We start from the raw sequence: 25,810 nt of genomic DNA, 5'->3' as shown, positions 1-25,810 counted from the left end.
CTCCCCGCTCGGGCGTCGTGGGGGTCAGTGGTCCTCGTGGGAGAAAACCTCGCGCAGCCGGGCTTCCTTCTCCCGGTCCAGGTTCGAGTGGATCAGCTCGGTGTGCCCGGACGGGAATGCCTCCTTCACCCTGTCCACGACCGCGTCCCGCGACAGCAGGAACAGCGCCGAGGTGCCCGGCTTGACCTGCGCCTTGACCGACTCGATGAAGTCGTCGTCGATGCCGACGTCGGCCATTCTGCCGCCCAGCGCGCCGGCCGCGGCGCCGACGGCCGCTCCGAGCAGCGGCATGAAGAAGATCAGTCCGAACAGCATGCCCCAGAAGGTTCCGGAGAGGGCTCCGGCGCCGGTGAGGTCGTTGAGCTGCTTCGTCCTCGGCTTGTTCGCCTCTGACGGCCAGCTCACGACCGCCGCGTCCAGGACCTTGATCAGTTCTTGCTTCTGCAGGTCGAGCAGGGTGCTCTCGACCGCTTCGGCGCCTTCGGGGGTGTCGAACTTCCATGCAGTCAGCGTGGCCACGTCTGTCTCCTGGAGCGGTGATGGGCGGGAGGGTGCCGGCGGACGCACGGTGAGGACGGTGCGGCGCTCGGGGGTCAGGGGGTGACGATGGGGAAGTTGGGGTCGGGCTCGTCCAGAACCGACAGCAGCGTCCGGAGCGCGGTCGGGTCGCCGGTGTGCTCGATGCCGTCGAGGTCCGTCGGCCCCGCCAGCAGGTCTGCCAGTCCGGGCTTGGTCAAGGTGAGTGTCAGGTCGGTGCGCTCGTCGGGGCGCTCGGTGGGGTAATGGACGAGGACGCCGTTGCGCAGGATCACCTGGTGGCGCTCACCGAGGTCGGTGAAGTGCCAGTGGGTGGAGACGGCGTGCTCCCACGCCTTGGGCCCGTTGACGCGGATGGCGAGCGAGTCGAGGATCTGGTCCACGGTGAGCGCCGACGCCATGCTGCCGGCGGCGATCGGGACCTGCTTCACCCCTTCGCGCAGCTCCTGTGCGGCTGTGAGGTAGTTGTTGCGCCATGTCCCGCACTCGGCGCCGTACCCGAGGCGCTCGAAGACCTGCGCCAGCAGCTCTTTGGCCTCGGTGCTGTCCGGCGCGGCGAAGGTGGCGTGCTTGAGGAGCTGGGCGGCGAAGCGCAGGTCGCCTTCGTCGGCGTACGAGCGGGCCTTGGCCACCACCGCGTCCAGGCCCCCCATGCAGTCGACGTACCGCTGCGCGCTCGCGGTCGGCGGGTGCTCCCACAACGAGGCCGGGTGGCCGTCGTACCAGCCCATGTACCGCTGGTAGATCGCCTTGACGTTGTGGCTGACCGACCCGTAGTAGCCGCGCGCGTGCCACGCCCGCGCGAGCACGGGCGGCAGTTCGAGGATCTCCGCGATCTCCGTGCCGGTGTGGCCCTGGTTGGTCAGCCGCAGGGTCTGGTCGTGCAGGTAGGCGTAGAGGTCGCGCTGCTCGGACAGGAACCGCTCGATCCGGTCGGCGCCCCAGGTCGGCCAGTGGTGCGAGGCGAACAGGACGTCGGAGTCGTCGCCGAAGAGCTGGATCGCCTCGGTGAGGTAGCGCGACCAGACCCGGGCGTCGCGGACCACCGCGCCGCGCAGGGTCAGGATGTTGTGGAGGTTGTGGGTGGCGTTCTCGGCCATGCACAGGGCACGCCGCTCCGGGAGGTGGAAGTTCATCTCCGAGGGAGCCTCGGTGTCCGGCGTCAGCTGGAAGCGGAAGAGCACGCCGTCCAGCCGTTCCTCCTGCCCGGTCCGGGTGATCTCCAGCGTCGGCGGCAGCAGACTCGGCAGCCCGTGCGACGCGGTGAAACCCAGCCCCACCCCGATCAGGCCCTGCGGACCCGGCGGCAGGTCGCCGCCGGTGTGGTAGACGCCGCGTCGCAGCATGGCCGTCCCCGCGTACACGTTCTCCGCGACCGCGTGCTCCATCAGCCCCTCGGGCGCGACGATCGGTACGTCCGCGCCCTCGTCCACGACACCGAGGGTCCCGCCGAAATGGTCGATGTGCGAATGCGTGAACACGATCGCCGTGACCGGCCGTTCCCCCCGGTGCGCGCGGTACAGCGCCAGTGCCTCGCGCGCGCACTCCGCCGAGACCAGTGGGTCGACCACGACGACGCCGCGCTCGCCCTCGATCAGCGACATGTTGGACAGGTCGAAGCCGCGCACCTGGTAGACCCCGTCGGTCACCTCGTACAGCCCGGCGCGGGCGCACAGCTGGGACTGGCGCCACAGACTCGCGTTCGCCGTCGCCGGACAGTCGCCGTCGAGGAAGGCGGTGGCCCGGAAGTCCCAGACCACCCGACCGTCCGCACCGGTCACCGTCGGCGCCGCCGGCGGTGCGACCAGTCCGCGGTCGGCGTCCTCGAAGTCCGTACGGTCCCCGAAGTCGGGCATCTCGGGAGCGGTCGGCCGGTCGGGAACGCTCACGTGGGCCTCCTGGACGCGCGGACGGCACCAGGGCGAGCACCGCCACCTTCGTTTCCCCATCCTCGGTACGACGGTGGGACTCGGCCTGCCGTAGTGAGCCGTTCGGCGGCGTGAGCGCCCCAGGGCCAGGCCCTCAGTCGTGAGGTAGGCGCTGCCGGCCGGTCCGGGGCGTCTCAGGGCTCCGCGACCCGTCCGAAGCGCGGCGCGCTCTCGTCGTCGAGCGCAGCCAGGAAGCCGCCCAGCGTGTCGGAGACCTCGGTCAGGCTGCGGGCGCTGAAGAGCACTGGCTGGTACCCGGAGATGTCGTACGCGGTGGCCAGCATCGCGCGGATGTCCAGCGGACGGATCCGAGCCTGCCGCAGGCGGCAGATCTCCGCGGACGAGGAGAGGAGAGCCGCCCCGTACGCCTTGGGCGTCCCTCCCTCGTCGAGGATGCCGTACTCCAGGGTGAACCAGTACACGTCGCTGATCATCTGGAGGACGTCCCCGCTCCGGACGCGCTGCGCCGCGTCCCCGATCATCCGGTAGACGTCGGCGAAGGCCGGCGAGGCCAGGTGGATCCCGTGACCGAAGACGTCATGGATGATGTCCGGCTCGGGGGTGAACATCGGGACGTCCGGGTGGCGGACGAACTGCACGGCGTGGAAGTAGCCGTCGGCCATCGCCCCCAGGAACCGCTTGTTGGCGACCACGCCGCCCGCGAGAGTGAAGTCGAAGCCCGTCAGCCTCCGCAGGTGCAGGCCGACCTCGGCATGCTGCGGGATGTGGTCCGCCGGAACGGGCGCCTGTTCGCGAGCGTCGAGAGCGGCGGCGCAGGCATGCTCACGCTGGGCGTCCCAGAGTCGCCGGTGGACGGTCCGCCAGGTCCGCTGCTCGGCCTCGGTGTACTCCACTGGAGGCGAAGGGTCACCGACCCGGTGTCCGCGGGCCAGCGAGGCGATGGCCCGACGCCGTCGCAGGTAGCGGGGGTCGCTGAGGCCGGGGTGCTTGCAGGCGGCGTCGAGTCGGCCGTCGGCCGTGATCGGAGTACGCACGTGCATGTCTTTCACGAACCGATTGTTTCGGCCGGCGCGCAGCCGGAGCACCCGGACACGCCTGCCCTGGCGGCGTGTCTTCCACGACCCGATCGGATCGCCCGGCCGTCCTGCCCGCCCACCTTCTCGCGGGCCCGGACTCAGGGCCTATGTGAGGGGCTTCGGTCGTTGCCGGGTTCGCCGTCCGGCCGCCGGCTGCCGTCGAGTGTGGCTGCCCAACTGGCGAGCAGGGTGAGGCCGTCAGCCGATGAGGTGCCGGGTTCGGCGCTCATGGCGGTGAGGGTCAGACCCGGGTCGGTCGGTACCGGCAGGGCTTCGAAGGCGAGGGTGAGGTCGCCGACCGCGGGGTGGCGGAAGCGCTTGAGGCCGGTGTGGTGCAGGCGCACGTCGTGTGCCGCCCACAGCGATCGGAAGTCCTCGCTGCGGGTGGAAAGCTCGCCGATCAGATCACTGAGGTCGCGGTTGTACGGGTCTCGTCCCGCCTCTGTGCGCAGAAGGGCGGCGGCCGCGGCCCTCTGGTGGTCCAGTTCGGTCATGTACTGCTCGGCACCGGGGTCGAGGAACTGATAACGGGCCATGTTGACCGGCCGGGCGGGGTCCTGGAACAGCGGCCAGTACAGGGCCTTGCCGAGACGGTTGGTCGCGAGGATGTCCAGGCGGCCGTTGCGGATGAAGGCGGGAGCGTCGGTCATCGCGTCGAGCAGCTGCTGCAGGGCGGGCCGCACGGGTCGCGTCGTGCCGTGGCGGCGGGCGGGGCCGCGGGTGGTGCTGGCTGTCCTGGCCAGGTCCATGAGATGGGCACGCTCGGATGCGTCGAGCCGCAGCGCGCGGGACAGCGAGTCCAGGACGGCCTCAGAGGTGCCGGAGAGATTTCCGCGTTCCATACGGGCGTAGTACTCCGCGCTCACCCCGGCGAGCATCGCGACCTCCTCGCGGCGCAGCCCCTTGACCCGCCGGTGCCCGGCGACCGGCAGGCCTGCCTGCTGCGGGGTGATCTTCGCGCGGCGGCTGGTGAGGAACTCGCGGACCTCGCTTCGGTTGTCCATGTCTTCGAGGCTACGACGGTCGCGGCGCGTGAGGGGTGCCCTGCCGGTACACGTAACAGCGGGTCCTTCCGCACGCGCGTGACCTGCCGTTTCCTGGACGGCGGGCCAGCAGACGGCTGCCCCCCCCGTCCGGTGGAACACACCATCCGGTCAGGGCCCCGGCACGAGACGGTGTGCCGTCGCCGGGCCCGCCGGCCACAGAGATCGGAGCCCTGAGCATGAACCCGCAGTACGACTTCGAAGGCCAGGTCGCCCTGGTCACCGGCGCGGCCTCCGGCATGGGACTGGCCGCCGCCCGCGCCTTCGCCCAGGCCGGCGCCGCCGTCGTCCTGGCCGACGTCGACCAGGACGCCGTCGAGAACGCGGCGAAGGAACTCACCGACGCCGGACGCCGGGCCATCGGCGTGGCGTGCGACGTCACCGACGAGGACCAGGCCGCCGCCATGGTCCAGAGCGCGGTGGACACCTACGGCCGCCTCGACATGGCGTTCAACAACGCCGGCATCCAGGTCCCGCCCTCGGACGCCGCCGACGAGACGGCCGAGGACTTCGACCGCGTCAACGCCGTCAACCTGCGCGGCGTGTGGGCCGCCCAGAAGCACGAGCTGCGGCAGATGCGGATCCAGGGCTCCGGCGCGATCGTCAACTGCTCCTCCCTCGGTGGGCTGGTCGGACTGCCCGAGCGTGCCGCCTACCACGCTTCCAAGCACGGCGTGATCGGACTGACCAAGAGTGCCGCGGTGGAATACGCGCCCCGGGGCATCCGCATCAACGCCGTCTGCCCGGGTGTGATCGAGACCCCGATGGTCGCCGACATGCTTGAGGGACAGGCCGAGGCCATGGCCGCGATCATGAGCGATCAGCCCATCGGGCGCCTCGGCCGGGCGGAGGAAGTCGCCGCCGCGGCCCTGTGGCTGTGCAGCCCCGGCGCCGGCTTCGTGGTCGGCGTCGCTCTGCCCGTCGACGGCGGCTACACCACCCACTGAACCGGGTCTCGGACCAGAACTGCTGATCGTCCCGGAACGTCAGCTGCCGCTTCGCGTCTCGCTCTCGAGGAGGGCGCGGAAGGTGCGCGGGGGCCGACCCGTGAGACGGAGGACGGTGTCGGTGATGCGGTCCTCCGCCCCCGCGGCGATGGCGCGGTCCATGCCGGCCAGCAATGCGGCGAACTCCACGGGCACCTGCGCCGTGAGGCGGTCACGCATCTGCTCGTAGGACAGACGGCGGTGGACGACGGGCCGCCCGGTGACCTCGGTGACGATCGCGGCGATGTCGTCGTAGCCGAGTGCCTCTGGACCGGTGAGGAGGAGATCGGTGTTGGGGGCTTGCTCGTCGGTCAGAGCGCGGACGGCGACGGCCGCGATGTCCTCGGCGTCGATGAACCCGACCCGGCCGCTTTCGGTGGCGGTCCAGATGCTGCCCTCGTCGCGGATGCTGCGCGCGTGCGCGTGCGTACCGGTGAAGTTCTGCATGAACCACGAGGGCCGCAGTACCGCCCACTGCGGGAAGAGTCCGGGCAGGGCTCGGTGCACCGTCCCCACCGCCGGGCCGCCCTCGGGGATGGCCGAGGAGCTCAGCAGCACCGCGCGGTGCACGCCGGCCGTGCGGGCCTGCCGGAGGAACGGCAGCATGGTCGCCGCGGGGTCGGAGTCGCCCAGCGGCGGGACGAGGTAGACGCGGTCGACGCCGTCGAGGGCGGCCGCGTGGGTGGCGGGGGAGTACCAGTCGAAGCGGACCGGCTCGGCGTCGGCGACCGGGGTGGCCCGGCGGCCGGCGGCTTTGACGCGGTGTCCCGCGGCCGTCAGCTGTGCGACGGTACGGCTTCCGGTGGTGCCGGTGGCGCCGATGACCAGTGTGGTGCCCGTGGTGCTCATCGGCTGCTCCCGGTGAAGTCGGCGCCGGGCTGCTGGACGCCGAGGGGGTTCCAGTAGTCGCGGTAGGAGGTGATGTGGCCGTCGTGAACGGTCACGACGGCGATGTAGGTCATGTCGAAGGGAGCGTCGCTCTCCACCAGACGGCCGACGCCGCGCATCTCGACCACGATGGTCCGCGGATCGGTGGTCTCGTGGATCCGCAGGTCGGGGAAGTCGTGCAGGTCGATGTGGTCGGGGTAGTGGCGCATGTAGGCGGCGATGGCCTCCTTGCCCTCCAGACGCCGGGGCCAGCCGTCGGGAGCGAACGGGAACTCCATGAGGCCGTCCTCGGCCCACAGGGCGACCCACGCGTCGATGTCCTTGTCGAGCAGCAGGTGCAGGCTGTGGCGGTACAGATCCGTCGGAGAAGTAGGTGCGGACATGGGTATCCTCCAGCTCTAGAATGCGGACCCTGGGTCCGCTTCAACAATACGGACCGCAGGTCCGCTTTGTAAACGGAGGAGCAGCAATGGAGGAACGGCATGCCTGAGCGCAAGCCTCGTAAGGACGCGGCCCGCAACCGGGAGGCCGTGCTCGCGGCTGCCGACGCCCTCTTCGCCCGCCGCGAGAGTCCCGAGGACGTCACCATGGCCGACGTCGCGGCGGCGGCCGGCGTGGGCAAGGGCACGCTCTTCCGGGCCTTCGGCGATCGTGCCGGGCTGCTCCGCGCGCTGTACGAGGCGCGGATGGATCCGATCAGGCAGGCCGTCGAGGCCGGCCCACCGCCCCTGGGGCCCGCGACCCCACCGCGGGATCGCGTGCCCGCCCTGCTCGATGCCGTCCTGTGCTTCAAGCTCGACAACCGGCGCCTCGCGCTGGCTCTGGAGGAGAGCGGGAGCGGCAGCCCGTACCGGGCGGAGCACTACGAGAGGTGGCACGGCCTGCTCCGAGCCGTACTGGAGCAGGTCCCCGGCTTGACCGACAGCGGCTTCACCGCCCACGCCCTGCTCGCCGCCGTGCGGGCCGACCTCGTCGAGCACCTGGCCGGAGAAGAGCACATTCCGCGGGAAGCGATGCGGGCGCAGTTGGCGGACTTCGTTACCGGCGTCCTGGCCTCCAGCCCCCGCGAGGGGTGAACGTCGGGGGATGCCGGTCGGCCTCGACTGTGTTCAGCTCCGCCGGTGCGTGGAGTTGAGGCGCAGTGCGGACGCCAGGAAGAAGAGGCCGCCGAGGAGGGCGTACCCGGCGAGGTTCATGAGGGTGGCGCCGTCCTTGCCGGCCTGGACGAAGAAGCTCACGCCGGCGAGCGCGGAGATCGTCCCGCTCGCGATCATCGGCCACTGCCCGCCCATCCGACGCCGCACCAGACCCACGGTGAGCTGTGCGATGCCTGCCGTGACGGCCCAGACTCCCCACACCCGCAGGACGGCCGGGATACCGGAGGCGAGCGCGACGGCCAGGGCGATGCCGGTGAGAACGCTGAGCGCGATGTTCGCCCACAGCCTCGTGGTCACGCCGTCGGCTCCCCGAGACGACCGTAGGTCGACCACTGCGCAGGCCGCGTCGAAGAGGGGATAGAGCACCAGCAACACCCCGCTGAGCAGGCCCAGTTCGTCGGCCGTCGAGAACAGCAGGGCCGCCCAGACGGAGGCGAAGGCGAAACGCAGCAGATACAGCTTGCGGAGCGCCGCCGGCGGCGTGGCCGGGGCGATGGGGGTGGGTCGGCTGACGACGGTGTCCATGGCGAATCCGCCTTCCGAGGTGAGGGAGAACGTTCGGTCTCTTTCTATCGTTGGGGGTGCCGGTCAACCTGTCAAGACCGAACGTTCTCCCTCCGCTGTAGGATGGGAGCCATGAACCGGAAGGCAAAGGCGGGCGGCGCGTCCGAGGCGCGAGCGCGGCTGCTCGGGACCGCGGTCAGGATCTTCTACGCGGAGGGGATCCACTCCGTGGGCATCGACCGGATCATCGAGGAGGCGAAGGTGACCCGGGCGACCCTGTACCGGCACTTCTCCGGCAAGGAGGACCTCGTTCTCGCCTACCTCGAGCAGGCCGACCAAGGCATCAGGGCGCAGCTGTCGGCCGCTCAGGAGAACGTTCACGCCCCGGACGAGAGGGTGCGCGCGGTCGGCCGCGCCATCGCCGAAGGGATCCGGTCCGAGGGCTTTCGCGGCTGCGCCTTCCTCAACGCCGCGGCTGAGTACGCCGATCCGGCGCACCCCATCCACCGAGCCGTGCTCGCACACCGGCAGTGGTTCCTCGACATGGTCACGGACCTGCTGGCGCAGGTCGGCGACGAGCCCGCCGAGTCGGCGGGACGGCACTTCGTCATGCTCCGGGACGGGGCCATGGCCGCCGGGTGCCTCTCCGATTCCGGGCTGGTCACCGAGACGTTCCTGGACGGCGTCGAAGGGATCCTGCGGGCGCGTGTCGCGGCACGACCGGCGGGCGCGTAACACCCCGCTTCACACGGGCCGGAGCACGTCCCCACGCTGAGGGGGCGGGCACCGGCCGACCGGTGCCCGCCCCCCCGCGGGTGTGTCAGCTCGCCCAGACCTCGGCCTCCTCGGCCGGGACGGTGGTGGCCAGGCCCAGCTCCTTGCGGGCGGCGACCGACTTGTTCGGGTCGATGCCGGTGAACGCCGGGTCGTAGGCGGCGTAGAACGCGTCGGCGTCGGTGGCGCGCGCGGCCTTCTCCCAGTCGCCGGCCGCCTTCGCCAGCGTCGAACGGAGCGTCCCGACCTCGGCGCCGTCGATGCCGTTCAGGCCCTCGACGTGGTCCTGGAGAGCGGCCGCGACGGCCTTGGCCTGCGCCTTGTAACCGGGCAGGTCGGCCTCGACGGTGTCCTTCTCGGACTGGTTCGCCCACAGGGCCTCGTAGACCGCGTTCGACCCCTTGAGGTACGTGAGCTGCTCGGGCTTGAGGGACTTGGCGGTGTCCAGGGTGCCGCTCAGGGTGCCCTGTTCGGCGGTGTAGGTGCAGCTCACCAGGCGGTCGCCCGTTGCCCAGCTCTCCGCGGTCGGGGTGTAGAAGAAGAGTTCGGCGCCCTCGGGGAGCGCCCAGGTGTCCGGGGCGTACTTCTGCGCCTCGACCGGGCAGCGGGTGTCCGCGATCGCCGAGACCCCGTCGTCGCCGGGGTACTCCTTGCCCTCGTCGATCGAGAACTCGCCGACGACCTGGCCCTTGTGCGCCTCGTCGCAGGGCACGACCTCGACGGTGTACGCCGTCCCCTCGGCCTTGCCGTAGGGGTTGTAGCAGTCACCGGTGTCCAGCGAGAACACCGAGCGCTGGCGGGCCACCTTCTTCGCGCCCTCCTTGGCGCTGTCGACGGTGTCGGTGACGTCCGAACACCCCACCGCGCCGATCGCGAGCAGGGCGGCAACGGCGGATATACCGCGAAGGGAACGATAGGGGGCACGGGCAGTCATGACGTGTACATCCTCTTACTGGATCTTTATGAGGGGCATGCGGATCGTATGCCATCTCTGTGCCCGGTCATGGACCGGTGGCTCCGGGGCAGGCCCTGGCCTCATCACGGCTTCTCAGACTCCGGACGGGCCGCGAGGGTTGTACCGTCCTTCAGGAGGCGTGAGGGGAGTGTCCGGGACGGCTCGGGGGGACCGGGGTCTTCAGGTCGCGTCGGGAGCCTGCGTCCGGAGGAAGTCCAACAGGACGCGGTTGAAGCGTTCTGGCTGCTCGGCGCCCGGAAGGTGCCCGGCGCCGTCGATGACACTCAGTACGGAACGCGGGGCGAGGCGGCTGATGGCTTCGGCGTCCGCGACCGGCGTGTAGACGTCATCGGCGCCGACGACGACCAGCACGGGGCATCGCGCGGCGGCCAGCGTGTCACGGTAGTCGGGGCGTTCGGCGCGGCCCCGCAGGGCGGCCGCGGCACCACGGGGGTCGGTGGCGCGCATCATGCCGAGGACGTGTGCGGCGACGGCCGGCAGCGCGGTGACGTTGTAGGCGGCCAGCATCTTGTCGATGACGTCGTCCGCGTAACCGGCCATGCCCTCGGCGAGCAAACGGTCGGCCAGGTGGTTGCGCCAGGTCTTGCCTTCGGGTGTCTCGGGGAGTGCCGAGGTGTCCGACAGGACGAGGGCACGTATCCGGTGGGCGTAGCGGCGATGCACTTCCATGGCGATCTGCCCTCCCATCGAGACGCCACCGATCACGGCCTGATCGACGGTGAGCAGGTCCAGGAGGCCGATGAGGTCGTCTGCGAAGTCGGACAGATACACCTTTCCGGGGGTGACATCGCTTGCGCCGTATCCGCGCAGGTCCGGGACGATGACCCGGTAACCCGCCGCGGCCAGCGCGCTGCTCTGCGGAACCCACAGCGTGCGGTTGAAAGGGTGCCCGTGAATCAGGAGGACCACCGGTCCCGTCACGGGTCCGTGGTCGTCGTAGTGGAGCGTCGCTCCATTCACCGTCGCGTAGCTCATCGGGCGTCCCTGGGTGGGTGGTTGAGGCTGTCGCGGCACAGTACGACCGTGATACCCGCTGCGCAAAGAGGTATCGGTCGGTCATCGGGTGTCCCGAGGGTCCGTCCAGTGGAGTGCGTGGTCCTGGACGAACTCGGCGAAGGTGCGGGGCGGGCGGCCCGTCAGGTCCAGCACCGCGGTGCTGACCTGGTCGTCCCGGCCGGTGCGGATGCCGGCGTCGACAGCGGCGAGGGCGGTCGCGAAGGCGTCCGGCATGCCGGACGCGCGGTAGGCGTCCGCCTGCTCGGCGACCTCGACGGGCACGACCCGGATGGGCCGGCCGGTACGGAGCGTGATGGCCTGCGCCGCATCCTGGTAGTTCAGCGCCTTCGGCCCGGTGAGCAGGTAGTCACGCCGGTCGTCCTGGTGGCCGTCGGGTTCGGTCAACAGCACGGCGGCCACCGCCGCGATGTCGCGAGCGTCGATCCAGCCCACCCGGCCGCTTCCGGCAGCGGTGCGGATCTCACCGCGTCGCCTGATCCGCTCGCCTAGCGGGTGGGGTGCCAGGAAGTTCTGCATGAACCCGGAGGGACGCAGCACCACCCAGCCGGGCCGGGCCCGCACCCGCGCGGCCAGTTCCAGCGCGCCGGCGGCACCCGGCAGCACGATGGCGGAGCCGAGGAGCACCACTCGGCGTACGCCGAGGCGTTCAGCCTCGACCAAGAACGGTTCGACCAGCGGCATCGGGTCCGTGGTGTCCACCGGAGGCACCAGGTAGACCCGGTCCATCCCGTGCAACGCGGCCGGATGGGTGGCCGGATCGCTCCAGTCGAACCGGACGGCGTCCGGAGCGTCGGCCGGTGGGACGCGGCTCGCCACCCGGACCGGCACACCGCTTCCGCGGAGCAGTTCGGCCAGGACGCTTCCGGTCTTCCCGGTGCCGCCGGTGATCAGCACGCCGGTCATCGGGTGGCCCGCGGGCGCAGCGAGTCGAGCAGTTCGGGGAGCGTGCCGGCCGCCGAGGCGGCCGCCAGCGGGTTCCAGTAGTCCCGATAACGGGTGATCAGGCCCTGGTGGGTGGTGAGCACCGTGATGTAGTCCAACTGGTACGGCTCATCGGTGGCCACCGTGCGACCGCGCGCGGTGAACTCCACCACGACGGTGTCCGGCTGGTCCGTGTGGCGCACGGTGAGGGTCGGGATCGCCCGTACGTCCATCAGGTCGGGGTAGCCGGCCAGGTAGTCCCGGACGGCCTCACGCCCGGTCAGCCGTCTCGGTGAGGCTCCCTCGGCGAAGGGGAACTCGGCGGTGCCGTTCTCCGCCCACAGATCGGCGACGGCATCCATGTCCTTGGCCAGCAGCAGCTCCAGCAGCCGGCGAAAGGTCTCTTCGGGAGTGCGTGGTGACACGGTGATTCTCCGGTGTTCTGCACGAGGGGTGACCGCACCAGAGTGGGCGCGCGGGGCGGTGCCGTGGAACGCACCGGTGAGCCCCGGACTACTGGTGCGTGGCTGAGCCGAGGGCCGCTGTGTCACCCTGCCGGGGTGAGAAGAGCGGAACTGGCTGACTTCCTGCGCCGTCGACGGGAGGCGCTGCACCCGTCCCGGATGCCGGCCTCGGCTGTCCACCCACCCGGCCTGCGCGCCCGGCGCACCCCCGGGCTGCGGCGGGAAGAGGTGGCCGCCCTGGCCGGGGTGTCCACAAGCTACTACGAGCGACTGGAGCAGGCCCGCGCCCCGCGTCCGTCGCCGCAGGTGCTGTCCGCACTGGGCACCGCGCTGCGCCTCACCGACATGGAGCGTGAGCACCTGGCACGGCTGGCCGGGCAGATCCCGCCCAGTACGGACGCCGATCAGGCGCCGGTACCCGCCGACGCGCTCCGACTCCTCCATCGGCTCGGGCCGTTCCCCGCCTATGTGGTGAACGACCTGGAGGACATCGTGGCCTGGAACTCCGCGGCGGCCGCGTTGATCACCGACTTCGCGCAGGTGCCCGCCCACGAGCGCAACACCGTGCGCCTCGCCATCCGCCTGGGCGGCACCCTCTGCTCGGCACCCGTCGGCGCGGAAGGCGACTTCGCCCGACAGTCGGCCGCCCACCTGCGCGCGGCCGGCGCCCGCCACCCGGCGGACTGTGCGCTGGGCGAGCTGGTCAACGAGTACGCCGCGCACAGCCCGGACTTCGTCGCCGGCTGGCGCAGCCACGACGTGCACCTCCGGCCGACGCTGCGCAAACGCCTGCACCACCCCGAACTCGGCGAGCTGGAACTGGACCGTCAGACCCTGCTCGTGCCCGGCACCAGCCTGCGGCTGGTGCTGTACACCGCGGACCCCGGCAGCCCGAGCGCCACCGCACTGGCCGAGCTTGGCCCTCCCGACGCGGCACCGTGACCGTCGGTCGGGATCAGGTCCAGGCCAGCCGTTCCCGGCCGTGGGGGTCGTCGACCTGGGACCACTCGGTGTCGATGCGCATGGTGGCGCGGCGGCCGGTGTCGTACCGGTCCCAGCCGGGGTCGCCGGTCCGGGCGAACCGGATCCAGGTCTCGTGGACGCGGGTGGCGAGGTCGGCGGGGGCCTGGTCGGGGCCGAGCAGGGCGTGGGGGCCGTTGAGTTCGGGCCGGTCGGCGAGGTCGAAGACGAAGGGCAGTTCGACCCCGTGGGCGGCGCCGAGTTCTCCGCCCAGGGCCTGTGAGCGCCAGGCGAACTCGTAGGCGTAGGTAGCGGACCGCGGACGGGCGGCATGGGCGTCGGCCAGAGCGCGGCTGCCCACGCCGAACAGGGCGTCGCCCATGATGGCGGAGCGCAGTTCGGCGAAGGACGCCCCGGGGCGTGAGGCGCGGTAGGTCTCGACGAGTCGCGCGGGGTCCGGGTGCGAGCGTGCGGCGGCCTCCTCGACGTCGGCGGCGGTCGAGGTGGCGTACTTGCCCACCGGGGCCAGGTAGAGGTTCCCCTCTTCGGTGTTGGTGCCGACGAGCAGGTCGACGTCGGCGCCGCCGGCGGCGACGGACACGGCGGGCTGGGTGTCCAGGACCAGGCTGAAGGGGCTGAGGCCGATCAGCGGATCGCCGTGGGTCCCGGTCCGCAGATCGATGCCCGTGAGCGTGCCGGCCGTCTCGACGAGCCGCTCGTCGGGGACGCCGGCGAAGGCGTCGACCGAGGGCTCGACACCCAGGGCAGTGCTCGCGGCCCTGGTGACACGGGCGGCCTGCTCGGGCGTGAACGCGCCCAGGCCGCTGCCGCTCTGCACGATCGCGCGGCGGAACAGCCCGGCGGCCTCGGGGGTGGCGAGGACGCCGCCGACGACGGTCGCCCCGGCGGACTGGCCGAAGAGGGTGACGTTGTGCGGGTCGCCGCCGAAAGCGGCGACGTTCTCCCGCACCCAGCGCAGTGCGGCGACCACGTCGAGCAGACCGCGGTTGGCGGGCGCCCCGGGGAGGTCGAGGAACCCGGCGATGCCGAGCCGGTAGTTGAGGGTGACGAGGACGACGTCGTCGCGGGCGAAGGCGGAGCCGTCGTACAAGGTCGCCCGCGTCGATCCGGCGACGAAGCCGCCGCCGTGGACGAAGACCATGACCGGCAGGTCGCCGCCCCCCGTGGCGGGCGTGAAGACGTTGACGGTGAGGTAGTCCTCGCCGCGGATCCAGCCGGTGCCGAAGTAGGGGGTCATGTCGATGTCGCCGAGCCTGCGTTGGGCCTGCGGGGCGGTGGGTCCCGGCACGGTGGCGTCCCGTACGCCCGGCCACGGTTCGTGCGGGCGCGGCGGGGCGAACCGGTCGGCGCCGCGGGGCGGGGCGGCGTACGGAATGTTCCGGAAGGTGAGGGTGCGGCCCCGGCGCAGGCCGCGAACGGTGCCCTGCACGGTGGTCACGACGGGGGAGGGGTGCTGGTTCATCGCGTGTGTCCTTCTCGTCTTTCCTGCCGTGGGCCTCAGACCTGCTCGGTGTACGGGGAGAAGGGCGCCCAGCCCTTGACGGCGAACCTTCCGCCCGCGCGGACGACTTCGGCGGCGCCGTGGCCACCGAGGTGTGCGGGGAAGACGAGGGCGTTGCTGTCGGCCGCCGAGCCCAGGAGCTTGCGGCGGGTGGCGCGTGCTTCGGCGGGGTCCTCGCAGAAGCAGCTGTTGGCGTCGGGCTCGTGGATCTGGATCGGGCTGTGCATCAGGTCGCCGACGAACAGGGCGCGGTCGGAGCCGGACTCCAGCCGCAGCACCGATGAGCCGGGGGTGTGGCCGGGAGCGAGGTCGAGGCGCAGGTGGGAGTCGATACGGTGGCCGTCCTCCCACAGCAGGGTGAGGCCGGCCTCGTGCACGGGGGCGACGCTGTCCTCGAAGACGTTCTGGTTGCCGCGGCCGAGCCGGGTCTTGATCTCGTTGGCGGGGTTCCAGTAGTCGAAGTCGGCCTTCGCCATGAGGTAGGTGGCGTTGGGGAACGTCGGTACCCAGGTCCGGCCGTCGAGGTAGGTGTTCCAGCCGACGTGGTCGATGTGCAGGTGGGTGTTGATCACGATGTCGACGTCCTCGGGGCGCACCCCGGCGCGGGCGAGATTGCCCAGGAAGTCGGTGTCCAGGCGGCTCCACACCGGAGCGTACGGCCGGTCCTTGTGGTTGCCGACGCCGGTGTCGACCAGGATGGTCCTGCCCTCGCTGCGCAGGACCCAGGTCTGGATCGCGGTGTTGACGACGCGGGTCTCGGCGTTCAGGAAGTCCGGCACCAGCCAGGAACGGTGCGTGTCCCAGGCCTGGGCCGGACTGTCCGGGACGAACGCCTCGGGCGTCATGCCCACGGGGCCGTAGTACTCCCGGACTCGCGTCACGGTGACGTCGCCCAGGGTGATGGTGTCCACGATGGTCTCCGGTTCGATCGATGTCGCGTGTGCAGGCCGCTGGCACGGGCTGGACACGGATGAGCCTCTGCTCATGACGGGTAGGGGGCGTTGCGCTGCGCCTCTGCCGGGGCCGTGCGCAGGTGGTGCCGTGACTGCGGGTCGCGGCGTCTGCTGCTTCGGGGCGGTCCGCAGCCGAGGCTGGTCGCGGGCATCGGACCGCGGGGTCCTCGCCGTGCGGGCGGGCCGCCCGGAACGCGTCCGTTCGCGGGCGGCCCCGCTCAGCCATGGTGCGTCCGGCCGGGCGCGGCGCGGTATGCGTCATGTGACTGCACCCGGGCGCAGCGGTCCCCGCGCGGGGACAGTGCTCCGGCGCCCACCCTCCCGCAGACGACCGACGAATCGTGAGGGGAGTGCTCCCGGGTGCTGAGGCCCCCGCCTAGGGACAGTCCTCGACGTGCGGGCCGGCACGGGTGCGGCGGCGGACGCAGCCGTCTCAGATCTGGGTGCCGGTGCCTGACAGAGGGCCTTCGATCACATCGCGGAGCTGCGACCGGGCGGTGATGCCCAGTTTGGGAAACACCCGGTAGAGGTGGGAGCCGACCGTGCGGGGCGAAAGGAACAGGCTCTCTCCGATCTCGCGGTTCGTCAGGCCGCGGGCGGCGAGTCGCACGATCTGTTGCTGCTGTGGGCTCAGTTCGGTGAGGGCACTGGGCACCACGCCGTCGGCGGCGGTGATGCCGGCGGCGCGAAGTTCTGCCTGCGCCCGCTCGGTCCAGGGCCGCGCGCCGAGTCGTCGGAAGGTGTCGAGTGCCATGATCAGCTGCGGGCGGGCCTCGGCGATGCGACGTCGTCTTCTGAGCCATTCGCCGTAGTCCAGCCGCGTCTGTGCCCGCTCGAACGGCCACTGCTCGCCCGTGTCGTCCGCCAGCGCGGCCCGGAAGTACCGTTCCGCGTGCTCCGGTTCGGCGAGCAGAGCGCGGCCTCGGTCGAGCAGTGCGGTGACCCGCGCCGACACGCCTGTGCCCAGGCGTCGCGCCGATCGCTCCAGCAGGTCGGCGGCGTCCTTCCGCCGGCCCAGGCGGGCGGCCGCCGAGGCCAACTCGGCCAGGAGGGTGTAGGAGACGTGGTAGTGCACCGGATCGCCGTCGTCGGTGAAGGCGGACCGGAACTGCGCGTACGCGGTGTCGTAGTCGCCCTCGGCCATTGCCGCCAGGCCCAGGGCCCGGCGGGCGAAGACCGCGACGGAGCGGCTCTCCAGCGGGTCGACGAGGACCAGCGCCCGCTCGGCACCCCGTCGCGCGTCGGCCGACTCGCCGAGCAGCGCGAGTACCGCCGCGTCGAGCACATGCGCACACGCCTCGGCGTGGTCCAGCCCTGCCACGGACGCCACCGCCGAGATCTCGGCGGCCACCGAACGGGCCTCGGCCCACCGGCCCTGCTCCAAATAGGCCCAGCCGACGGCACATCCCAGACCGTCCGGGAGCGAGCCACGGGCCTGCCACCGGTCGAACGCCTCGTCGAAGGTCCGGGCAGCCAGAGCGGTCTGGTCCAGGATCCACGCCACGATGGCGAGCGCGGTGAGACTGTCGGCGTCGTCCTTGGCCTCGGCGATCAGTCCGGGCAGCGCCGGGACGAGGGAGGCTCCCTCGCCGTAGGGGTCGGAGACGGCCGGCACCCAGGCGCGCAGGGCGTCCCTGACGGTGGCGTCCGGCACAGCGCCGAGCAGCTTCTCGATGTGCTGCCGCTGGGACTCCTCGCCCGAGTAGTAGCGGACCACCGCCGCCGCGGCGAGCGCCTCCAGCAGACGGGGCGACCGGGTGTCCGCGGCCTCCTCGGCGATGCGCGTCAGCAGGGCGAAGGCCGCCGCATGGTGCCGACGCAGGGCCATGAGCCGTCCGGTGGCCAGCGACGTCCTGCTGATCAGCGCCGGATCGTCACTGCGCCCCCGGACCTCGGCGGCCAGGCGGTCCACCCAGTCGAGCTGACCGGTGAAGACGGCCATGGCGGCGGCCTCGGTCAGCAGCCGCGCCTGGTCCGCGCGGCTCGGGCTCAGCTCCGCGGCGCGCTCCAGAGCGGCGGCAGCGGCCGCGTAACCGCCCCGACGGCGGGCCCGGTCGGCCGTCTGCCGCAGGGCGGCCGACACGCCTTCGTCGGGACGTGTGGTCGCGGCGGCGAGGTGCCAGGCGCGGCGGTCAGGCTCCTCGCTCAGCAACTCGGCGAGCGCGAGATGCGCGTGCCCGCGTTCCTCGAAGGACGCCGCGTGGTAGACGGCCGAGCGGATGAGCGGGTGGCGAAACGAGATCCGGGAACCGTCTCGGCGTACGAGACCGGCCCGCTCCGCAGGCGCCCACGTCTCGTCGTCGGCCTGGGGGAGTCCTCGATGAGCAGTCGGTGCGTCCGTCGCATCGGCAGCCGCGAGCAGCAGGAGGGAGCGGCGCGTCACGTCCGGCAGGAGCCGCGCGTGCTGCGCGAAGATCCGCTCCAATCGGTCGGTGACGGGCAGCGGGCCCTCCACGGTGCCGCCGTCGGGCTGCCGGGTCGCGGCGGCGCGGGCCAGTTCGATCAGGGCGAGCGGATTTCCGGCCGCCTCCTGCAGCACGCGCACCCGAGTGCGCCCGACGGGCGGGGCCGGCTGTCGGTCGAGCAACCGGTTCGCTGCCTCACCGCTCAACGGACCGATGTCGAGACGCTCGTATCCCTTGTCGAACCCGGGCAGCACGGCCGCGGCGCGCACACCCAGCAGCAGCGTGACGGGTTCACTGTCCATGCGCCGGGCCACGAAGGAGAGAACGTCCAACGACGCGCGGTCGATCCACTGGGCATCGTCGATCACCACGAGCAGCGGCGCCGGTTCCGCCAGCTCCGACACCAAGGTGAGAACCGCGAGACCGACGAGCATGCCGTCAGGGGCCTGCGTGCATTCGCTCAGACCCAGGGCCGCCCGGAGCGCGGAGTGCTGCCGCGCCGGCAGGCTGTCCAGCTCGCCGAGGACCGAGCGGAGCATCTGATGAAGGCCCGCGAACCCGAGGTGTGCCTCGGACTCGCTGCCGACCGCTCGCAGTACCCGGCTGCCCTCGCGCCGCGCGCGGTCGGCCGCGAAGTCGAGCAGTACGCTCTTGCCGGCACCGGGTTCCCCCGCGAGGATCAACACCTCGCTGTGACACCGGTCGGTGGCGAGGCGCCGCATGATTTCCGCGGTCTCGGTCTCCCGACCCACCATCGTCAGTTCACGATCGCGTGTCGAGCCCTGGTTCCCTCGCGTCATTCCACCATTTTCCACGCATGCTCCACGAGGCGAGATCGCCTCGATGCCGAGAGGCATCAAGAAGGCCGTCGGACGTGGCAGTGGGTGATCGGTGCTGAGGGGGCCTGGGCCGGTGGAGGGCGTCCGCGAGTGGCCAAGACGCGACGGCGGCCGGTACCTCAGCACGCGGGCGTAGGCTCTCGAGGATGCGGATAGGCGAGTTGTCCAAGCGCACGGGCGTGAGCCCGCGCTCACTGCGCTACTACGAAGATCAGGGCCTGCTGACCAGCTCACGCTCCGACGCGGGGCAGCGTCACTACTCCGATGCCGCGGTCCAGCGCGTGTCACTCATCCGACAGCTGCTCGACGCGGGCCTGTCCAGCAGGGTGATCGCGACGGTGCTGCCGTGTGTGGACGTCCCGGGTGACCTGGACGTCGCCGAGGAGACGTTCACGGCGATGATGCGCGAGCGCGACCGGATCGACGCCGAGATCGCGCACCTGATCGAGACTCGGGACGCACTCGACGTGCTGATCAGGGCCAACAGCCGACACCGGGCTGAGCTGTCCACGGCACGGGAGCCGGTGGCGCAAGAGGTCTGAGGGTGTGTGATCTGCGTCTCAGCCGGTTGCCCTTCACATCAATGTCAGAGGTGAGGATGGCGACAACGCCCGGAAGTGCCGGGCCGGTTGTACGAGAGGCGGCGAAAGATGGGGAAGGCGTGGGGTTTCGGCAGGCACGGCGGGCCCGAGGTGCAGGAGTACTTCGATCGTCCCGACCCTGTTCCGGGGCGCGGCGAGGTGCTGATCCGGGTGGACGTCGCCGGCGTCAATCCCCTCGACCACCTTCTGCGCTCGGGTCCGCTCGACGGGCTCGACGGCGGGCGTCCGTTTCCCCGCGTGCTGGGCATGGAGGCAGCCGGAACCGTCCTCGCCCTGGGGGAGGACGTCGACGGGCTCGAGGTGGGTGACGCGGTCTTCGGCTTCGCACTCACCGGTGGCGGCACCTACGCCGAGACGACGGTGCTGTCCGCGCCGCACACCGCGCGCATCCCGGAGGGTCTGTCCGCGACCGTGGCGGCAACGCTGCCGGTGGCCGGGACGACCGCGGTGGACGTGCTCGATCAGCTCGGCCTCCCGGCCGGTGCCACGGTCCTGGTCAACGGAGTCGGGGGCGGGGTCGGCCTCGCCGTCGCCCGGCTGGCCGTCGGGCGCGGGCTGCGGGTGATCGGCACCGGGAGCACCGCCAAACGCGAGCACGCCGAGGCCGTCGGGGCGCGGTTCGTCGACTACACCGCTGAGGACGTCGCCGCCGTGGCACGCGCGCTGGTTCCGGACGGCTTCGACGGGATCGTCGACCTGGCCGGCGGCAGCTCGCTGCGGACGGTCGCTCCGCTGGCCCGGGACCCCCGCAACGTCATCGCCGTGGGTGACATGTCCGTGCCCGATCTCGGTGGGCGTTTCGTCGAGCGTCGCGTCGACCGCGAGAACCTGGAGCGGTCGGCCCGGCTGGCTCTCGACGGCCTGCTCGCACCCGTGATCACCGCGGTCCACCCCCTCTCCGACGCCCCGGCCGCCCTCGCCGCCGTCGAGAACGGTCACGCCTCGGGAAAGATCGTCATCAGCGCGGCATGAGAAGTGCCCGGCCGTCCGGCACTGTCCACCGTCCACCGCCGCGGGTGCCGTCCGCGCGACTCACGCCGAAGAGGGCCGCACGGCAATAGTTTTCCGTGACGTGGTGACCCCGCACGGTGAGACCCGCTGGCCGGGGCGTGGGGGCCGTCCGCAGCCGTGCCGGGGGAGTGGACAGAGCCTGAGAGAGTGGGGGAATGGATGTAGAAAGCAGGAACAACGTCACGGTCACCGGTAACCCGTCCGGACCGACGGTGGTGCTGGCGCACGGCTTCGGCTGTGACCAGAACATGTGGCGTCTGACCGTGCCCGCGCTGGCCGAGGACTACCGGGTGGTGCTGTTCGACTACGTCGGTGCGGGCCGGTCCGACCTTTCCGCGTTCTCGGAGGACCGCTATGCCTCGCTGGACGGTTACGCGCAGGACGTGGTCGAGGTCTGCGAGGCGCTCGATCTGCGGGATGCGGTGTTCGTGGGGCATTCGGTCAGCGCGATGATCGGCGTGCTGGCGGTCGGTAGGGCGCCGGAGCGTCTCAGGGCGCTGGTGATGGTCGCTCCGTCCCCGCGGTACATCGACGACGACGGCTACCGGGGCGGATTCACCGCCGAGGACATCGCCGAACTCCTGGCGTCGCTGGAGTCGAACTACCTGGGCTGGTCGGCGGCGATGGCACCGGTGATCATGGGCAACGCGGACAGGCCCGAACTCGGTGAGGAACTGAAGAACAGCTTCTGTGCCACCGACCCCGACATGGCCCGCGTCTTCGCCCGGACCACGTTCCTGTCGGACTCGCGGGACGACCTCAAGGCGGTGGCGGTGCCGACGCTGATCCTGGACTGCACCCAGGACGTCATCGCCCCACGTGAGGTCGGCGCGTTCGTCCACCAGGCGATCCCCGGCTCGACACTGGTGACACTCGACGCGACCGGGCACTGCCCGCACCTTTCCGCACCCGAGGCCTCCAACGAAGCGATCACCGATTTCCTGGCGCGTCTGGCGTGATGCGCCGCATCGGCCAGGAGCCCGGTCCGCACGACGCGGACAACGAGGACGACGAAGAAGGACCGACTGCGGCGTTCGCCGCGTTGCTGGAGGACAGCGTCGAGGAACTCTACGAGAACGCGCCCTGTGGATACCTGTCCACGCTGATGGACGGCACCATCGCCAAGATCAACGGCACGTTGCTGGCCTGGCTCGGCCAGGAGCGGGACGCTGTGGTGGGCCGGATGCGGTTCACCGACCTGCTGACCGTGGGCGGCAAGCTCTACCACGAGACCCACTTCTCGCCCCTGCTGCGGATGCAGGGCGAGCTGAGCGGCATCGCCCTGGAGATCAAGGAGGCGGGCGGCGGGCGCATACCGGTCCTGGTCTCCTCCGTCGTCAAACACGGAGGCGGCGGAGAACCGCAGCTGATCCGCACCACCGTCTTCGACGCCCGCGACCGCCGCGCCTACGAGGAAGAACTCCTGCGAGCCCGTAAGGCGGCCGAACAGGCGCAGAAGGAGGCGGAGGCGGACCGTGCCCGGCTGCAGGACGCCCTGGCCGTGCTGCAGCAGTCGCTGCTGCCGGACACCCTGCCCTCGGTGCCGGGACTGGACGCGGCCGCCCACTACCGCACCGCTTCCCCGGACCGGCTCGGCGGCGACTTCTACGATCTCTTCCCCATCGACGCCGATCGCTTCGCCTTCTTCCTCGGCGATGTGTGCGGCAAGGGTCCCCAAGCCGCCGCGGTCACCTCACTGACCCGCTACACCCTGCGTGCCGCCGCTGTGCACGACCCCGACCCCGTGTTCGCCCTGACGACTCTCAACCAGGTGCTCCATGAGCGCTACACCGGCGGTGACCCGCGCTACTGCACCACGATCTTCGGCACCCTGGCCCCCGACCCCGCCACGGGACGGGTCACCGTCCATCTGGCCGCGGGCGGGCACCCTCCGGCACTCGTCCTGCGCGGCAACGGGAAGACCGAATACCTCCCTACTCCCGGCGGCCTCCTCGTCGGCGTCCTGCCCACCGCGACCTTCACCGCCGCCACGACCGTGCTGGAACCCGGGGACACGCTGCTGCTCTACACCGACGGCCTGACCGAGGCCCGTACCGGCGACGACCGCACCGCCCTCTACGGTGAAGAGGCGCTGCTCGACTTCGCCGCCGACCATGCCGACCGCTCGGCGCAGGACGTGATCCAGGCCCTCACCGGCCTGCTGGACGACCTCGGTGACGGCCTCGACGACGACACAGCCCTGCTCGCCCTCGGCGCACCCGCCCTCACCCCCCGGACCGAAGCCACCGCATGAACCCGCTGCAGACCACCATCCGCCACGCTCTTACCGGACCCGTCCTGGAGGTCAACGGCGACCTCGACTACACCAGTGCCGGCGAATTCCGCGCACTGATCACCGCGCTGACCCTCCAGCCCGGCCAGCGCCTCGTCCTGGATCTGACCGGTCTGGAGTTCTGCGACTCCAGCGGCATCACCGCCATGATCGTCGCCCGCAACCACGTCCACGCCGCCGACGCCGACATCGCACTCGCCGCCGTCCCCGACCACACCTTGCGCGTGCTGCGCATGGTCGGGCTCGACCAGATCCTGGCTCTCCACCCCGACAGCGAGGCCGCCACACGGCCTTGACCGGCGAGGGGTGGCGATCTCCGGACCTCACACCCCTTGCATGTTCTATGTCATACCCCATAAGTTACCGACAGGTAGCCCTCTCCGTTCGCGGAGGCCACATCGTCGGGAGGTGCTGGGCGGTGAGTCCGCGCAGGAGCGAGAGCCGTGACCGGATGGTCCTCAGCGCCGCCGCGCTGCTGCGTGAGTACGGGGCGAGCGCGACCAGCATCGACCGGGTCCTCGCCCACAGCGGAGCCCCAAGGGGCTCGGTGTATCACCACTTCCCCGGCGGGCGTGCGCAGCTCATCGACGAGGCGGTGGCGCTGGCGGGGGACTTCATCGCGGGCCTGATCGACGCCGCCATGGGGGCGGACGATCCGGTGGAGGCGGTCGACGCGTTCTTCGAGCTGTGGCGCGACCGGCTCGTGGAGAGCGGGTTCAGGGCCGGTTGCCCGATCGTGGCGGTGGCCGTCGAGACCAATGACGACGCGCCTCAGCTCGCCCGCTCCGCCGCCGCGGTCTTCGCCCGCTGGCAGGAAGCGCTCGCGGCCCTCTTCCTCCGGCACGGGCTGACCGAGGAGCGCAGCCGCCGGCTCGGTGCCTTCATCATCGCCGCGGTCGAAGGCGCGGTGATCATGTGCCGGGCCGAACGGAGCACCGCCCCCATCGAGGCAGCCGCCGCCGAGATCCACGACCTGCTCCGCTACGCCCTGCGGGACCGCCCGGGCGCCGGTTCCGGGCCCCGCTCCGAGGCGTAGTTCGCACACCTCGACCCATGTCAGATCGGTAACCAAGGAGTCGCCATGCCCTCGCTCGACCGCCACGACGACGTCTTCGTCCTCGACCTCGGGGACGGCGAGAACCGCTTCCACCCCGACTGGCTCACCGCCGTCGGCGCCGCGCTCGACGAGGTGGAGAAGGCGGAAGGCCCCCGGGCCCTGGTCACCGCCGCCACCGGCAAGTTCTACTCCAACGGTCTCGATCTGGACTGGCTGTTCGCCCACGCCGACCAGCACCAGGACTACGTCGTCTCCGTCCACGAGCTGTTCGCGAGGATGCTGTCGCTGCCGGTCGTCACGGTCGCCGCGCTGCAGGGGCACACCTTCGCCGCCGGCGCGATGTTCTCCCTCGCTCACGACTTCCGCGTGATGCGCGCCGACCGCGGCTACTGGTGCCTTCCCGAGGCCGACATCAACATCCCCTTCACCCCCGGCATGACGGCCCTCATCCAGTCCCGGCTGACTCCGCAGACCGCGCACACGGCCATGCTCACCGCCCGCCGCTACGGCGGCACCGACGCCGCGGCCGCCGGCATCGTCGACCGGGCCGTCGCCGAGGACGCCGTGCGCTCCACCGCGATCGAGATCGCCCGGGAACAGGTGAACAAGGCGGGCGACACCCTCGGCACCATCAAGGCCCGCATGTACGCCCCCACCGTGGCCACCCTGCGCGACACCGACAACCCGCTCGGCTGAGCCGGCGTCTCACCGACGCGCCCCGCCCCCGGGACCCCTGCCCGGGGGCGGGCCGTCTCCGCCGTCCACCGCCTGAGCCGGAACTCTTCTCACGCGACCTCCTCCGACCGGTGCGCGGCGACGCCGGTGGCGCGTTCCACCAGTGCGGCGAACTCGCGGCGTACGGCCGGGTGGGCGCCGGCGCGCTCGAAGTGGCCGAGGCCCGTCTCGGCCAGTTCCTCGATCTTCGCCTCCACGAGCTTCCGGGCGCCGGTGCGTTCGAGTGCCGCCCGCACGCGCCGCACGGCGTGCCCGGACCCCGGGTCCGCGTCCGGCGCCAGCGTCGCGGCGGCCAGGTGGTCGTCGGTGGCGTCGGCCAGTCGCACGGCGACGGCGAGGAGGTAGGTCAGCTTGCGGGAGCGCAGGTCGTCGTCGGCGGACTTGCCGGTCCGCGCCGGGTCGCCGAAGGCTCCGAGCAGGTCGTCCCGGAGCTGGAAGGCCAGCCCGGCGCACCGGCCGGCCGCCCGCAGGGCCTCCACCACGTACGCGTCGGCTCCGGCCAGTGAGGCACCGAGCGCCAGGGGCCGGGCGACGGTGTACAAGGCGCTCTTGAGCGTGGCGATGGCCAGCGCCTCGTCGACATCCGAGGAGCGAGCGGCCTCGGCGTGCAGGTCGCGGTACTGCCCGGCGACCATCTCGGTGCGCATCACCCGCCACTCCTCGTGCAGGTGCCGGCCGTGCGGCGTGCCGAGCGCCGTCTCCGTCAGCAGGTCGTCCGCCCAGGCCAGCGCCAGGTCGCCGGCGAGCACGGCGGCCGACGTCCCGAAGTCCTCCGCGGAACCGCGCATGCCCGCCGCCCAGTGCACACGCGCGAGGTCGACGTGCAGGGCCGCACCGCCCCTGCGCCGCACGGAGCCGTCCATCACGTCGTCGTGCACGAGGGCGCAGACCTGGAGCAGTTCGAGGGCGGCTCCCGTGCGCAGCACCGCGGTGGCGTCCCCCGAGCCGCCGGCGGCGCGCCAGCCGCAGTGGGCGAACGCCGTGCGCAGCCGTTTGCCGCCCCGCTCGACCAGGGCGGCCAGCCGGGTGGCCAGCTCCTGGGCGAAGACGGGGTCGACCGTGCGGCAATGACGCAGTCGCTCGTCGAGGATCTGCCGGAGCACGGCGCCGACCGCCTCGGTGGCCTGGGAGGCGGTGAGCGGCTCCGCTACGAGATCGGCCGGTGGGGCCACCGCCGACGGCAGTCCAGGCATGCACAACC

At 71.6% G+C, this 25,810-nt stretch carries 26 protein-coding genes; 11 read left to right on the top strand and 15 right to left on the bottom strand.

Translation table 11 applies throughout. The features are described from left to right. Positions 1-24: 24 nt before the first annotated feature. From ACFZP7_RS01305 to ACFZP7_RS01290, 4 genes are all read right to left on the bottom strand, one after another. Complete coding sequence (locus ACFZP7_RS01305; protein ID WP_385633586.1) at positions 25-519, bottom strand: DUF1269 domain-containing protein; 495 nt, start codon at positions 517-519, stop codon at positions 25-27. Between the two features lie 74 nt (positions 520-593). Further along, positions 594-2,393, bottom strand: a complete 1,800-nt coding sequence (locus tag ACFZP7_RS01300) for an alkyl/aryl-sulfatase (RefSeq protein WP_385638291.1) — start codon at positions 2,391-2,393, stop codon at positions 594-596. Positions 2,394-2,599: 206 nt separating this feature from the next. Next, the gene (locus ACFZP7_RS01295; protein WP_385638288.1) at positions 2,600-3,466 is read right to left on the bottom strand and encodes a phenylalanine 4-monooxygenase; all 867 of its coding nucleotides are present in this window, start codon (positions 3,464-3,466) and stop codon (positions 2,600-2,602) included. A gap of 134 nt (positions 3,467-3,600) precedes the next feature. Continuing rightward, positions 3,601-4,506 (bottom strand): helix-turn-helix transcriptional regulator, encoded by a 906-nt coding sequence (locus tag ACFZP7_RS01290; RefSeq protein WP_385633585.1) that lies wholly within the window; start codon positions 4,504-4,506, stop codon positions 3,601-3,603. Positions 4,507-4,724: 218 nt separating this feature from the next. On the opposite strand from ACFZP7_RS01290, the gene ACFZP7_RS01285 reads away from it, so the two are divergent. Further along, positions 4,725-5,492, top strand: coding sequence for a glucose 1-dehydrogenase (locus ACFZP7_RS01285; protein WP_385633584.1), 768 nt, complete (start codon positions 4,725-4,727; stop codon positions 5,490-5,492). Positions 5,493-5,531: 39 nt separating this feature from the next. Here ACFZP7_RS01285 and ACFZP7_RS01280 read toward each other — a convergent pair whose 3' ends face one another. Together ACFZP7_RS01280 and ACFZP7_RS01275 are read right to left on the bottom strand one after the other, a co-directional pair. Then, positions 5,532-6,380 (bottom strand): NAD(P)H-binding protein, encoded by an 849-nt coding sequence (locus ACFZP7_RS01280; RefSeq protein ID WP_192341858.1) that lies wholly within the window; start codon positions 6,378-6,380, stop codon positions 5,532-5,534. Next, entirely contained in the window at positions 6,377-6,802 is a 426-nt protein-coding gene (locus ACFZP7_RS01275) for a nuclear transport factor 2 family protein (RefSeq protein WP_220670336.1), read from the bottom strand. Before ACFZP7_RS01275 ends, ACFZP7_RS01280 begins: the two co-directional genes overlap by 4 nt. 99 nt (positions 6,803-6,901) lie before the next feature. On the opposite strand from ACFZP7_RS01275, the gene ACFZP7_RS01270 reads away from it, so the two are divergent. Beyond that, positions 6,902-7,495, top strand: a complete 594-nt coding sequence (locus tag ACFZP7_RS01270) for a TetR/AcrR family transcriptional regulator (RefSeq protein WP_385633583.1) — start codon at positions 6,902-6,904, stop codon at positions 7,493-7,495. 33 nt (positions 7,496-7,528) lie between these two features. Here the strand turns inward: ACFZP7_RS01270 and ACFZP7_RS01265 are convergent, their stop codons facing one another. Next, positions 7,529-8,101 (bottom strand): hypothetical protein, encoded by a 573-nt coding sequence (locus tag ACFZP7_RS01265; RefSeq protein WP_385633582.1) that lies wholly within the window; start codon positions 8,099-8,101, stop codon positions 7,529-7,531. Positions 8,102-8,212: 111 nt separating this feature from the next. On the opposite strand from ACFZP7_RS01265, the gene ACFZP7_RS01260 reads away from it, so the two are divergent. Further along, positions 8,213-8,815: a TetR/AcrR family transcriptional regulator gene (locus ACFZP7_RS01260; protein ID WP_385633581.1), complete on the top strand. Its 603-nt coding sequence runs from the start codon at positions 8,213-8,215 to the stop codon at positions 8,813-8,815. 85 nt (positions 8,816-8,900) lie between these two features. Here the strand turns inward: ACFZP7_RS01260 and ACFZP7_RS01255 are convergent, their stop codons facing one another. From ACFZP7_RS01255 to ACFZP7_RS01240, 4 genes are all read right to left on the bottom strand, one after another. Next, complete coding sequence (locus ACFZP7_RS01255) at positions 8,901-9,788, bottom strand: septum formation family protein (RefSeq protein WP_029393029.1); 888 nt, start codon at positions 9,786-9,788, stop codon at positions 8,901-8,903. A gap of 201 nt (positions 9,789-9,989) precedes the next feature. Next, positions 9,990-10,805 (bottom strand): alpha/beta fold hydrolase, encoded by an 816-nt coding sequence (locus ACFZP7_RS01250; protein WP_385633580.1) that lies wholly within the window; start codon positions 10,803-10,805, stop codon positions 9,990-9,992. A gap of 81 nt (positions 10,806-10,886) precedes the next feature. Next, complete coding sequence (locus tag ACFZP7_RS01245; RefSeq protein ID WP_385633579.1) at positions 10,887-11,750, bottom strand: ergot alkaloid biosynthesis protein; 864 nt, start codon at positions 11,748-11,750, stop codon at positions 10,887-10,889. Next, complete coding sequence (locus ACFZP7_RS01240; protein ID WP_385633578.1) at positions 11,747-12,193, bottom strand: nuclear transport factor 2 family protein; 447 nt, start codon at positions 12,191-12,193, stop codon at positions 11,747-11,749. The genes ACFZP7_RS01245 and ACFZP7_RS01240 overlap by 4 nt, the downstream gene beginning before the upstream one ends. A gap of 135 nt (positions 12,194-12,328) precedes the next feature. Between ACFZP7_RS01240 and ACFZP7_RS01235 the strand changes: the two genes are divergently transcribed. Beyond that, positions 12,329-13,174 (top strand): helix-turn-helix transcriptional regulator, encoded by an 846-nt coding sequence (locus ACFZP7_RS01235; protein ID WP_385633577.1) that lies wholly within the window; start codon positions 12,329-12,331, stop codon positions 13,172-13,174. Positions 13,175-13,187: 13 nt separating this feature from the next. Here ACFZP7_RS01235 and ACFZP7_RS01230 read toward each other — a convergent pair whose 3' ends face one another. From ACFZP7_RS01230 to ACFZP7_RS01220, 3 genes are all read right to left on the bottom strand, one after another. After that, positions 13,188-14,675, bottom strand: coding sequence for a carboxylesterase/lipase family protein (locus ACFZP7_RS01230; protein WP_385633576.1), 1,488 nt, complete (start codon positions 14,673-14,675; stop codon positions 13,188-13,190). Between the two features lie 35 nt (positions 14,676-14,710). Then, positions 14,711-15,625, bottom strand: coding sequence for an MBL fold metallo-hydrolase (locus ACFZP7_RS01225; protein WP_385633575.1), 915 nt, complete (start codon positions 15,623-15,625; stop codon positions 14,711-14,713). Between the two features lie 475 nt (positions 15,626-16,100). Next, entirely contained in the window at positions 16,101-18,872 is a 2,772-nt protein-coding gene (locus ACFZP7_RS01220; protein ID WP_385633574.1) for an AAA family ATPase, read from the bottom strand. Between the two features lie 185 nt (positions 18,873-19,057). Here ACFZP7_RS01220 and ACFZP7_RS01215 point away from each other — a divergent pair, with 185 nt between their 5' ends. The 7 genes from ACFZP7_RS01215 to ACFZP7_RS01185 all read left to right on the top strand — a co-directional run bounded on the left by ACFZP7_RS01215 (position 19,058) and on the right by ACFZP7_RS01185 (position 24,570). Then, positions 19,058-19,453, top strand: a complete 396-nt coding sequence (locus tag ACFZP7_RS01215; RefSeq protein WP_109203787.1) for a MerR family transcriptional regulator — start codon at positions 19,058-19,060, stop codon at positions 19,451-19,453. Positions 19,454-19,561: 108 nt separating this feature from the next. Beyond that, complete coding sequence (locus ACFZP7_RS01210) at positions 19,562-20,485, top strand: NADP-dependent oxidoreductase (RefSeq protein ID WP_385633573.1); 924 nt, start codon at positions 19,562-19,564, stop codon at positions 20,483-20,485. Between the two features lie 194 nt (positions 20,486-20,679). Then, positions 20,680-21,483 (top strand): alpha/beta fold hydrolase, encoded by an 804-nt coding sequence (locus ACFZP7_RS01205; protein WP_385633572.1) that lies wholly within the window; start codon positions 20,680-20,682, stop codon positions 21,481-21,483. Then, the gene (locus tag ACFZP7_RS01200) at positions 21,483-22,778 is read left to right on the top strand and encodes a PP2C family protein-serine/threonine phosphatase (protein ID WP_385638285.1); all 1,296 of its coding nucleotides are present in this window, start codon (positions 21,483-21,485) and stop codon (positions 22,776-22,778) included. Before ACFZP7_RS01205 ends, ACFZP7_RS01200 begins: the two co-directional genes overlap by 1 nt. Beyond that, on the top strand, positions 22,775-23,113 hold the full coding sequence (locus ACFZP7_RS01195) for an STAS domain-containing protein (protein ID WP_385633571.1): 339 nt from the start codon (positions 22,775-22,777) through the stop codon (positions 23,111-23,113). The genes ACFZP7_RS01200 and ACFZP7_RS01195 overlap by 4 nt, the downstream gene beginning before the upstream one ends. 122 nt (positions 23,114-23,235) lie before the next feature. After that, positions 23,236-23,853: a TetR/AcrR family transcriptional regulator gene (locus ACFZP7_RS01190; RefSeq protein WP_385633570.1), complete on the top strand. Its 618-nt coding sequence runs from the start codon at positions 23,236-23,238 to the stop codon at positions 23,851-23,853. A gap of 45 nt (positions 23,854-23,898) precedes the next feature. After that, entirely contained in the window at positions 23,899-24,570 is a 672-nt protein-coding gene (locus ACFZP7_RS01185; protein ID WP_385633569.1) for an enoyl-CoA hydratase-related protein, read from the top strand. Positions 24,571-24,659: 89 nt separating this feature from the next. On the opposite strand, the gene ACFZP7_RS01180 is transcribed toward ACFZP7_RS01185, so the two are convergent. Next, positions 24,660-25,802 (bottom strand): polyprenyl synthetase family protein, encoded by a 1,143-nt coding sequence (locus ACFZP7_RS01180; protein ID WP_385633568.1) that lies wholly within the window; start codon positions 25,800-25,802, stop codon positions 24,660-24,662. Positions 25,803-25,810: the final 8 nt, after the last annotated feature.

The organism is Streptomyces sp. SudanB5_2050, assembly GCF_964272335.1.
In the GTDB taxonomy this organism is placed as follows: Bacteria; Actinomycetota; Actinomycetes; order Streptomycetales; family Streptomycetaceae; genus Streptomyces; species Streptomyces rochei.
The sequence above is the reverse complement of the archived record's forward strand: the minus strand, read 5'-3'. Positions and strand labels throughout refer to the sequence as shown.

Bases quoted from the DNA above. Each gene is read 5' to 3' on its own strand.
- ACFZP7_RS01300 (WP_385638291.1), bottom strand. From the start codon at position 2,393: ATGCCCGACTTCGGGGACCGTACGGACTTCGAGGACGCCGACCGCGGA.
- ACFZP7_RS01295 (WP_385638288.1), bottom strand. From the start codon at position 3,466: ATGCACGTGCGTACTCCGATCACGGCCGACGGCCGACTCGACGCCGCC.
- ACFZP7_RS01290 (WP_385633585.1), bottom strand. From the start codon at position 4,506: ATGGACAACCGAAGCGAGGTCCGCGAGTTCCTCACCAGCCGCCGCGCG.
- ACFZP7_RS01285 (WP_385633584.1), top strand. From the start codon at position 4,725: ATGAACCCGCAGTACGACTTCGAAGGCCAGGTCGCCCTGGTCACCGGC.
- ACFZP7_RS01280 (WP_192341858.1), bottom strand. From the start codon at position 6,380: ATGAGCACCACGGGCACCACACTGGTCATCGGCGCCACCGGCACCACC.
- ACFZP7_RS01275 (WP_220670336.1), bottom strand. From the start codon at position 6,802: ATGTCCGCACCTACTTCTCCGACGGATCTGTACCGCCACAGCCTGCAC.
- ACFZP7_RS01270 (WP_385633583.1), top strand. From the start codon at position 6,902: ATGCCTGAGCGCAAGCCTCGTAAGGACGCGGCCCGCAACCGGGAGGCC.
- ACFZP7_RS01265 (WP_385633582.1), bottom strand. From the start codon at position 8,101: ATGGACACCGTCGTCAGCCGACCCACCCCCATCGCCCCGGCCACGCCG.
- ACFZP7_RS01260 (WP_385633581.1), top strand. From the start codon at position 8,213: ATGAACCGGAAGGCAAAGGCGGGCGGCGCGTCCGAGGCGCGAGCGCGG.
- ACFZP7_RS01255 (WP_029393029.1), bottom strand. From the start codon at position 9,788: ATGACTGCCCGTGCCCCCTATCGTTCCCTTCGCGGTATATCCGCCGTT.
- ACFZP7_RS01250 (WP_385633580.1), bottom strand. From the start codon at position 10,805: ATGAGCTACGCGACGGTGAATGGAGCGACGCTCCACTACGACGACCAC.
- ACFZP7_RS01245 (WP_385633579.1), bottom strand. From the start codon at position 11,750: ATGACCGGCGTGCTGATCACCGGCGGCACCGGGAAGACCGGAAGCGTC.
- ACFZP7_RS01230 (WP_385633576.1), bottom strand. From the start codon at position 14,675: ATGAACCAGCACCCCTCCCCCGTCGTGACCACCGTGCAGGGCACCGTT.
- ACFZP7_RS01220 (WP_385633574.1), bottom strand. From the start codon at position 18,872: ATGACGCGAGGGAACCAGGGCTCGACACGCGATCGTGAACTGACGATG.
- ACFZP7_RS01215 (WP_109203787.1), top strand. From the start codon at position 19,058: ATGCGGATAGGCGAGTTGTCCAAGCGCACGGGCGTGAGCCCGCGCTCA.
- ACFZP7_RS01210 (WP_385633573.1), top strand. From the start codon at position 19,562: ATGGGGAAGGCGTGGGGTTTCGGCAGGCACGGCGGGCCCGAGGTGCAG.
- ACFZP7_RS01205 (WP_385633572.1), top strand. From the start codon at position 20,680: ATGGATGTAGAAAGCAGGAACAACGTCACGGTCACCGGTAACCCGTCC.
- ACFZP7_RS01200 (WP_385638285.1), top strand. From the start codon at position 21,483: ATGCGCCGCATCGGCCAGGAGCCCGGTCCGCACGACGCGGACAACGAG.
- ACFZP7_RS01195 (WP_385633571.1), top strand. From the start codon at position 22,775: ATGAACCCGCTGCAGACCACCATCCGCCACGCTCTTACCGGACCCGTC.
- ACFZP7_RS01185 (WP_385633569.1), top strand. From the start codon at position 23,899: ATGCCCTCGCTCGACCGCCACGACGACGTCTTCGTCCTCGACCTCGGG.
- ACFZP7_RS01180 (WP_385633568.1), bottom strand. From the start codon at position 25,802: ATGCCTGGACTGCCGTCGGCGGTGGCCCCACCGGCCGATCTCGTAGCG.